Here is a 1,393-nt window from a genome sequence, read left to right on the forward strand (position 1 = left end):
GCAAAATGGTCCATCGCTTCGTCAGGAAACCTGGAAATACGGACGTATTCCTGCGGCTTCCTTCCTTGCGCTGAACCATTTTGCCTCAAACCTCGATGGTGCCATTTATGAGTTTACGCCCTAATCAAGGGGCTGTCTTTCTGGTCAAAAATCCCTGCATAGAAAGCCACGCGATGAATTCGTCTAGCACGAGCGTTGTCGTGGTGTTTGGCTTTCCGAGCCCGAAACCATGGCTCCCCTGCTGGTAGCCATGAATTTCTACAGGCCGCTTGGCTGCGAGCCAGCCCTGCGCAATTGGAAAGCCCATCGAGGGAAACAAGGGATCGTCGAGAGCGATTGCATCGAACATCGGCGATGCGTCTGCCGGAACGTCGATCTTCGCCTGCGGGCCATAGATGTACCCGAAGAAAGCAGGTCGTTCGCCCGACTTCGCGGCAAGGACGGTCTGAAGCGAGGTCATGGCGCCTGCCGAAAAACCGATCATGCCGACGCGGGCCGGGTCGACGCCCCATTTGGCGGCATGTTCGCGGACCATCTTCAGCGCGGCAAGGCCATCTTCAGTCGCCTGCGGATTGGTCAACACCGGTTGCTTGGTCGGATCGGGAATGCCCTCCATCATCTTGGCCCAGACATATTTCCCGGCTTCGGCTTCGTCCTTCGGGGTTGGCAGCAGGCGATATTTTAGAACAAACGCGGCGATGCCGCGGTCTGCAAGGGCCCGAGCTACATCCCAGCCCTCGTGCGACATGGAAAGCGCCATGAAAGCGCCGCCGGGCGCCACGATCACAGCGGCGCCGGTCGCTTTGGTGGGATCGGGAAGAACCGGGGTCAAAGTGGGCCGGGTGACATTGCGGACCGTATAGTCCCCACCGAAATACTTGGCCCAGTTCTCGTTGGCGGCAGATCCCGGCGTCTTGGCGCCATAGAGCGGGATGGCGCCTGTTTCGACGGGCGCGCTTGCCGGAGCGGGGACAGGATAGTCGGCGGGCTGCGCAGCAGCGCTCCCTGCTGCAGCTACGCATGCTGTTGCCATAACAAAGTACAGCGATTTGCCAGTTGTCATCCACGATCTCCCCTGTTGCTTGGAAGGTGAATGACATCTTATAACGTACAGGGTCAATTACGATTATTTTGCAATCCCATAGCGATTTCTTATAAGGCGATGCCTTGCACTCATGCTTGCCAGCCTGCTTTGACACCGGCTGCATCGTGAAATCACGCCAGACATGAGCAAGCTAAGACGCGCCGGAACTGCCCCATATAAAGAACCCGCCCCTTCGTTGCCCTTCAATGGTCTTGCTTGTCTCAAATGTCCTTTCTCACGAATTGAAGCCTCCGGAAAGTGATCGGCCCCCACCGAGTGGTCCGGGTTATTTGTTAGTGTAAGATTGCC

1 protein-coding gene is annotated in these 1,393 nt (G+C 57.3%); it reads right to left on the reverse strand.

Annotated features, from left to right (window positions below; translation table 11 throughout):
* Positions 1 to 124: 124 nt before the first annotated feature.
* Complete coding sequence (locus L284_RS39600) at positions 125 to 1,120, reverse strand: alpha/beta hydrolase (protein WP_235054440.1); 996 nt, start codon at positions 1,118 to 1,120, stop codon at positions 125 to 127.
* Positions 1,121 to 1,393: the final 273 nt, after the last annotated feature.

Source organism: Novosphingobium lindaniclasticum LE124 (assembly GCF_000445125.1).
GTDB lineage: Bacteria > Pseudomonadota > Alphaproteobacteria > Sphingomonadales > Sphingomonadaceae > Novosphingobium > Novosphingobium lindaniclasticum.